The following is a 6,947-nucleotide window of genomic DNA, read 5'->3' on the forward strand; positions in this document are numbered from 1 at the left end:
GGACTGGTAGTTCAGTTGGTTAGAATACCGGCCTGTCACGCCGGGGGTCGCGGGTTCGAGTCCCGTCCAGTCCGCCATCTTTTCCGATGTAAAAGGAAATGGAAAGACCATGGATCATACGATCTGAATGTCTCTCTGGTTCGTCAGCTTTACTATTTTACCTGCAATAAACGATTCATCCCGCAAATACGATTTCTCTGAAACGGTTTACCGTTGCTTCCCTCAAAAGACAGAATGATTTCTCGGGCACAATAGCACCGGCCATGTCCGCTGGAATACTGCTACCGCCTGCATTGCCTACGCCTCGTTTTTTAGTTATTGATCTAGTCTGTTTGACGCTGGTTACTGCCTGAGCAGTAGCGCCGTGACCCTGTGCGTCACCCGGTCCTGATGCTGACAACCGACGGTTACAGTCGCTTGTGGTCAGTCATACCCGGCAATCAGAGTGCTTCCGTTCACCTTCAGTAATAGCCGAACCAGCCACATCGCTGGCAGCTGTGCCTGAGGAGCCCATCGTCGTCCTGGTCACTTGATACTGGTAACAACACGCCAAAAACCCGGGGATACAAGCCCATGTGGTTATTTATGACACCAGTCTGATAAAACTGCCTTTCTGTGAAACGAGTCATGCACTTGTCACAGACAAAAGCTAACGTCAGCCCTGCTTGAAGAGATGGCAATACGGAACCTTCGCGGTTTCAGTGCATCTTATACAACAAGCAGAGAGTGTCGAAAGGATTTTGGCACACCAGCTGCTTGGTAATTGGTACCACAAACAACAATAAGTCGCTTCTGATTGCAGAGGCATAGTTCGAGTCAGCTAAAAAGAGCTGATCATAAAGGAAAAGGAGAAAGATATGTCGGATTACACAGATGAGCTGCTAGATACCAGCTACGACGAGTACGATGACGACGTCGATGACGCCGTAGAAATGTAAGTCCCGGTTACAACTGCCGATACTGGCGTGGTGTTTCATTCGTCCAACGTTTGAAAGCACGCTGGAAGGCAGTTGCTGAACCAAACCCCGTTAAATAAGCAATTTCCCCCATGGTCAACGGCGTTTCTCTCAGATAACACGTTGCCAATTCCCGCCTTGCCTCATTCAAGACCTCTTGAAAACAGGTATTTTCTGCCGCCAACAAGCGTTTGATCGTCCAGCCGGGTTTCCCCATTTGCGCCGCCACATCCGCCAACTCCGGTGTCTTGCCCTTGAGTAATGGCGAAATCGCCCGAGCCACCTGCTCTGCCATCGACAAACCATGCCGCACTTGCAGTAATTCGGCTTCAGCCAGATCACACAGATAACGAAACTGGGATGCACAAGGATGGCTCAACACTCGTTCAAGGGCGCCATCACGGAGCACCAGCGCATTACACCCCGCACCGAACTGCACCGGACATGGCACAAACCGGCCATAGGCCTCGGCATAATCCGGAGCCTCAAATTCAATACAAAGCGACGCCACAAGCTGATCACCACAGGCCTGGTTCAACACGTTCATCCAGCCCACCAGCACCGAATCAACAACAAAACGATTAAACTCGTTATAGGGGCTGATCGAATAAAACTGTAGCCGCCCTCGCCCCTGCTCAACCACAAATGCCGAACGACCACGGGCATTAAAGCTGAACAATAATTCATAACGCACCAGCGCTTCGCAGGCCTCACGCAAGGTTGATGCACTGTGAGCAATCAAACCCGCCAGCCCCAGATTGGCAGGCCCTGTTAACGACCCCATACGCAGCCCCAGCCAGGGAGCTGCCGACGCCTCAATCAAGGCATGACCAGCACGCATAAAGCGCGGAATACTGACGCGGTTACCGGGTAACGCCAGCCGCGAGGCCGGTAACTGATATCCTTCCAGCACGGCTGTCGGATCAACCCCCTCAGCCCGGGCGGCACGGGCGAGTAATTCGACATAGGCGACGGACAGATCTCCCAGCTTCATGATTCAGGCATCAAAGCCATCCGACGAAGAGGACACGACCGGATGATCATTCCCCGACTCAAACGACGTCAGAAAACGGTAGGATAACGACATCATCACCAACGAGATCAGGCTGGTTACATAAGAACCAAAGGCGGCCAGATAATTCAGCAAGGTATTGTCCAGTAAAAACAGCAGCAGGAATGGCCCACTGATCAGTAGCGGCGCAATCCACACCACCATGACCAGCCGCGAACCGTTACCCTTGCTCAGCTTCCAGGCTCGCTGGAAACTGGTGGTCTGGCCAACGGCGATTTCAGGCAAGGTTATCGCCAGCCGCGCACTCACATACAAGCCCGTCATAATGGCAAGCGCACCCCCCAGCACCATCATTTGCTGCACTTGCAGCAATGCAAACAGTATTACTATTGGCGTAATCACAACCGAAGTCGCCAGCCCCATCAGCATCAATCGCATCAGATAACGCCACTCTTCCCGACGCCAGATGCCTTTTTGAACCAGACTTTTTTCCGGCATCAGCGTCATCCGATGACAGGCTGTCGCAAACACAACGCCCAACAACATGGAGACCAGCATAAAACCCAGCTGCCCGAATAGATGAGACTCCGACATCCAGGTACTACTGACCCAGTCCAGCCCCGCCAACAACAGCATCACCGGCAAGAATCGAGCGCTGACAATGCCCCGCTTGACCCACAACAATCCTAGTGACTCCTGCACGATATCCATCACCGGCAAGTCTGCATCGAGACCCAGTGGGCTCTTCATTCCTTTCTCCTGCTTGTTATGTCAATAATTACCGTCATCGCCAGTATAACCAAAGCGGATAGGTGGCTCATCTGCATGGCGCCCCGATACAGACCCGGTTTATCCATAAATGACTCCCCGCCCATCGACGGCAAGATGCAATACCCGACGAGATTATCACGACATTGCGATCCCAGGTTCATCGGTGCGGCGGTATCGTTGACCGAACCTTCCGATGATATTCAACTCATAACAAGCCAGGGTGCTCTGCCATAGCGGGAGTTTTCCCCTGTTCTGTGCGGTTGGAGGGTTAGCCTGTCAGTAACCAAAACACAATCATTGCACCAGTCGTCGCACACCGGTAATGATTTGGCGCATTCTTAACCTGTCATTAACCCTTACGCGGTGAGAATAGAATCAATCGAGACAGACACATTCGCAGGAATAACCATGAGACAGGCCAGCCGGTCTGTTGATTGGATCGGGAAGCTGATTGCACCAGCATTATCACAACCAGAGGAATTTACGATGCGTTTGAAATACAAAAATGTGGCACTGGCCATGGTAACGGCCGTTATGTTGGCAGCTTGCGCAGGCCCTCATCACGGTGGTAGTGGTGGCCACAGTCATGATGGCAAGGCACATGACGGGAAGTCACATAGCAGTAAAGATTACAAGGAAGACCACCGCTAATACCACTGCCATAACGATGCTGACTCTGTCCATATCCGCGATAACGGACATGGACAGAGCCACCGATATGGACAAATCCGCTAAACGGACAACGACGCTCCCTGCGCGAGTTCGACCTGTCCTGCAGCAATACGAACCGGATAAGCCTTGACCGTTACTGCGTCATCTTCCAGGCATTCCCCCGTCGCCAGATCAAAATGCTGCTTGTACAGCGGCGAAGCCACTACGTAGCGCTCACCGATAGAGCCAACAATGCCACGAGACAACACATTGGCTCTGCCTATCGGGTCGTAATTGCCAATTGCAAACACCTGTTCAGTCTGGCCAAGACGAAACAGCGCCACCTGCTCTCCCTGATGCAAGGCACACACCCCGGTATCAGGGGCAATATCGGTCAACGCACAAATCTGAGTCCACTGAGTCATGGGATTTTTCCTTATTTGCCAGAATTCAAATCAACGAGTTCGATACGTTCAACATCGGTGGCCGGACGGCGCTGCCCCCGCTCACGGACATACAGCAAGTTATCGTCTGCCGCATCGGCATTGATGTAATGTTGGAAACGCTTCATTTTTTCAGGGCTTTCGATGGTTGTTTTCCACTCGCACTGGTACGTACCCACCACTTTCGTCATGCCGTTTTCCAGCTCATCCGCAATGGCCAGCTTGTCGTCAATCACCACCTGTTTCAGGTAGTCCAGCCCTCCTTCCAGATTTTCCAGCCAGACCGATGTACGCTGTAAGCGATCGGCGGTGCGAATATAAAACATCAGCACCCGGTCGATATAACGAACCAGGGTTTCATCATCCAGCTCGGTCGCAAACAGATCGGCATGGCGAGGACGCATCCCCCCGTTACCGCAGACGTACAGGTTCCAGCCTTTTTCGGTGGCGATCACACCAATATCCTTGGATTGGGCTTCAGCACACTCACGGGTACACCCGGAAACACCGAACTTGATCTTGTGCGGTGAGCGTAACCCCTTGTAGCGATCTTCCAGAGCAACAGCCATCGACACCGAATCCAGCAGGCCATAACGACACCAGGTAGAGCCCACACAAGACTTCACTGTTCGCAGTGATTTGCCATAGGCATGGCCGGTTTCGAAACCGGCATCCACCAGTTTTTTCCAGATTTCTGGCAGCTGATGTAGTTGTGCGCCAAACAGATCGATCCGCTGACCACCGGTAATCTTGGTGTACAGATCGTAGTCACGGCCGATTTCCCCCAGAACAATCAACTTTTCCGGAGTAATTTCACCAGCGGCAATACGCGGAACAATCGAGTAGGTACCGTCTTTCTGCATGTTACCGAGGAAAATATCGTTGGTATCCTGCAGGCCAATGTGCTCGTCCTTGAGAATGTATTCGTTGTTGAATGACGCCAGAATCGAGCCCAGCGCGGGCTTGCAGATTTCACAACCGTGGCCCTTGCCATGGCCTTCCAGCACCTGCTGGAAGGTCGTGTATTCTTGCACCCGGACGATATCGGCCAACTCAACACGGGTGTAGGCAAAGTGTTCACAAATATCGGTGTTCACTTCGACGCCCAATGCTTCCAGCTCGGCATCCATCACCTGCTTGACCAGCGCCGTACACCCACCACAACCGGTTGATGCCTGTGTGGCACTTTTAATATCTCCCATGGTGCAGCAACCGCCTTGCACCGCCTCGCTGATATCGCCTTTGCTAACGTCGAAACAGGAGCAGATCTGGGCCGTATCCGGCAAGGACGACACCCCCAGCCCAACCGCTTCCTGGCCATCCATTGCAGGCAGAATCAAGGCTGCCGGATTACCGGGAATATCCATGTCGTTCAGCATCAGCTGCAACAAGGTACCGTAGGCTTCGGAATCCCCAACCAACACGGCTCCCAGCAGTTTTTTTCCATCCGCAGAAACCACCAGTCGCTTGTAGACTTCGGCGACATCGTCACTGAACACATAACTGTGCGACCCGGCCGTGCGGCCGTGGGCATCGCCGATCGAAGCGACTTCAACTCCAAGCAGTTTCAGCTTGGTGCTCATATCCGCACCCTGGAAGGCGCTGGTGGCCGGTTCATGGGTTACGAGCTGGCTGACAATATGCCCCGCCGTCACCTTGGCCATCGCGTAACCCGGAGCGACCAAGCCATAGATTTTGTTATCCCACAGTGCACATTCGCCAATGGCGTAAATATCGTCTGCCGAAGTCTGGCAATAATCGTTAATAACGATGCCGCCGCGCTCACCGATTTCAAGATTGAACTGGCGCGCCAGTTCGTCTTGCGGGCGAATACCGGCCGAAAACAAAATCATGTCGGTTTCCAGAAAGGTACCGTCCACAAAATTCATGCGATAGCGGCACTCTTCACCGGCCACAATCTCTTTGGTGTTTTTCTCGGTATGTACCTGGACACCCAGGCTTTCGATTTTGCGCCGTAACAGCTTGCCGCCGCTTTCGTCCAGCTGCACCGCCATCAGGCGTGGGGCAAACTCGACAACATGGGTTTCCAGGCCGGCAGCTTTCAAGGCATTGGCCGCTTCCAGACCCAACAAGCCTCCTCCCACAACCACACCGGTCTTGCTGACTTTGGCGGCAGCAGAAATTGCTTCCAGATCTTCAATAGTGCGATAAACCAGACAGTGAGGCTGGTCTTTACCGGGAATCGGCGGCACAAACGGATAGGAACCGGTTGCCAGTACCAGCTTGTCGTAGCCTTCTTTGCGGCCACTGGCAGTGGTAACGGTTTTTTCGTGGGCATTAATCTCCACCACCTTGTCGTTCAGTGTGTAAATAACACCCTGGGACTGGTAGTCAGATTCGGTGGTCAAGGCGAGGTCTTCAGCGCTGGAGCCGGAGAAATACTTGCTCAGCTGCACCCGGTCATAGGCCAAACGCGGTTCTTCTGAGAAGGTAATAATATCGAATTCGGAGGAATGTTCTGAGGTGGCCAGTGTGTTGATAAAATTATGACCGACCATGCCGTTGCCAACAACGACGACGCGTTTCTTGCTCATGAGGGGAATCTCTCTATCTCATCATACGGATATGTGTCTCCTGTGTGCGTCGTTGCTCTGACCTTCTTTTTGCTCCATTGCAAAAAAAGGCATCGATTCAAAACAGCAATTAGGGTGCCAAGTCATAATAACGACCTGCTGTCTTCATAACCCAGTAGCCCGCCTGCTGGCAGCACCGCCACCTACAATCCGCATAGTGAGTGCTTGAACGCCCGACCTTCTCCTGCCTTATGGTTGTAGTGATCAGCATAAACAGCTCCCGATACAGCGACCTTTCACTCTCCTGTTCCCGTGATCAGACACCTTGTCTCGCACCACCAGCAAACACCGACAACCCACAATGCGCCATGAGCGTGCAAGAATTCACCCTGATTGGCTTGTCAGCCAGCAATATCTGGCACCACTGCCCCGCCGCCTCTTTTCTACCCACGTATTCCCTGCTTTCTCCTCTATCAACCGCCGGAACCCCAGCCTGTTGACCCATAGGGGGCATCTATTTAATCCGGTGCTCACTCTGGGCTACCGGATGGTTTCGAATCACGAAGCCGACTTGCAGGCC

Annotated in this window: 6 protein-coding genes and 1 tRNA gene; 3 read left to right on the forward strand and 4 right to left on the reverse strand. The window is 52.9% G+C overall.

What is annotated here, in order from left to right:
• Positions 1 to 77 (forward strand) — tRNA-Asp (locus Q8W32_RS16380).
• Positions 78 to 945: 868 nt separating this feature from the next.
• Here Q8W32_RS16380 and Q8W32_RS16385 read toward each other — a convergent pair.
• On the reverse strand, positions 946 to 1,950 hold the full coding sequence (locus Q8W32_RS16385; RefSeq protein ID WP_305415666.1) for an AraC family transcriptional regulator: 1,005 nt from the start codon (positions 1,948 to 1,950) through the stop codon (positions 946 to 948).
• A 3-nt stretch (positions 1,951 to 1,953) separates the two neighbouring features.
• The gene (locus tag Q8W32_RS16390; RefSeq protein WP_303434558.1) at positions 1,954 to 2,718 is read right to left on the reverse strand and encodes a hypothetical protein; all 765 of its coding nucleotides are present in this window, start codon (positions 2,716 to 2,718) and stop codon (positions 1,954 to 1,956) included.
• Positions 2,719 to 3,147: 429 nt separating this feature from the next.
• On the opposite strand from Q8W32_RS16390, the gene Q8W32_RS16395 reads away from it, so the two are divergent.
• The gene (locus tag Q8W32_RS16395; RefSeq protein ID WP_305415667.1) at positions 3,148 to 3,390 is read left to right on the forward strand and encodes a hypothetical protein; all 243 of its coding nucleotides are present in this window, start codon (positions 3,148 to 3,150) and stop codon (positions 3,388 to 3,390) included.
• An 80-nt stretch (positions 3,391 to 3,470) separates the two neighbouring features.
• On the opposite strand, the gene nirD is transcribed toward Q8W32_RS16395, so the two are convergent.
• Positions 3,471 to 3,815 carry a nitrite reductase small subunit NirD gene (gene nirD, locus Q8W32_RS16400; RefSeq protein ID WP_305415668.1) on the reverse strand — a complete coding sequence of 115 codons (345 nt, stop codon included), beginning with the start codon at positions 3,813 to 3,815 and terminating at the stop codon, positions 3,471 to 3,473.
• 11 nt (positions 3,816 to 3,826) lie between these two features.
• Positions 3,827 to 6,388 carry a nitrite reductase large subunit NirB gene (gene nirB / locus Q8W32_RS16405; RefSeq protein ID WP_305415669.1) on the reverse strand — a complete coding sequence of 854 codons (2,562 nt, stop codon included), beginning with the start codon at positions 6,386 to 6,388 and terminating at the stop codon, positions 3,827 to 3,829.
• 304 nt (positions 6,389 to 6,692) lie between these two features.
• Between nirB and Q8W32_RS16410 the strand changes: the two genes are divergently transcribed.
• On the forward strand, positions 6,693 to 6,947 hold a 255-nt coding region (locus Q8W32_RS16410; RefSeq protein WP_305415670.1), incomplete at its 3' end, for a hypothetical protein.

Origin of the sequence: Oceanobacter sp. 3_MG-2023 (genome assembly GCF_030688925.1) — a bacterium.
Classification (GTDB): Bacteria; Pseudomonadota; Gammaproteobacteria; order Pseudomonadales; family Oceanobacteraceae; genus Oceanobacter.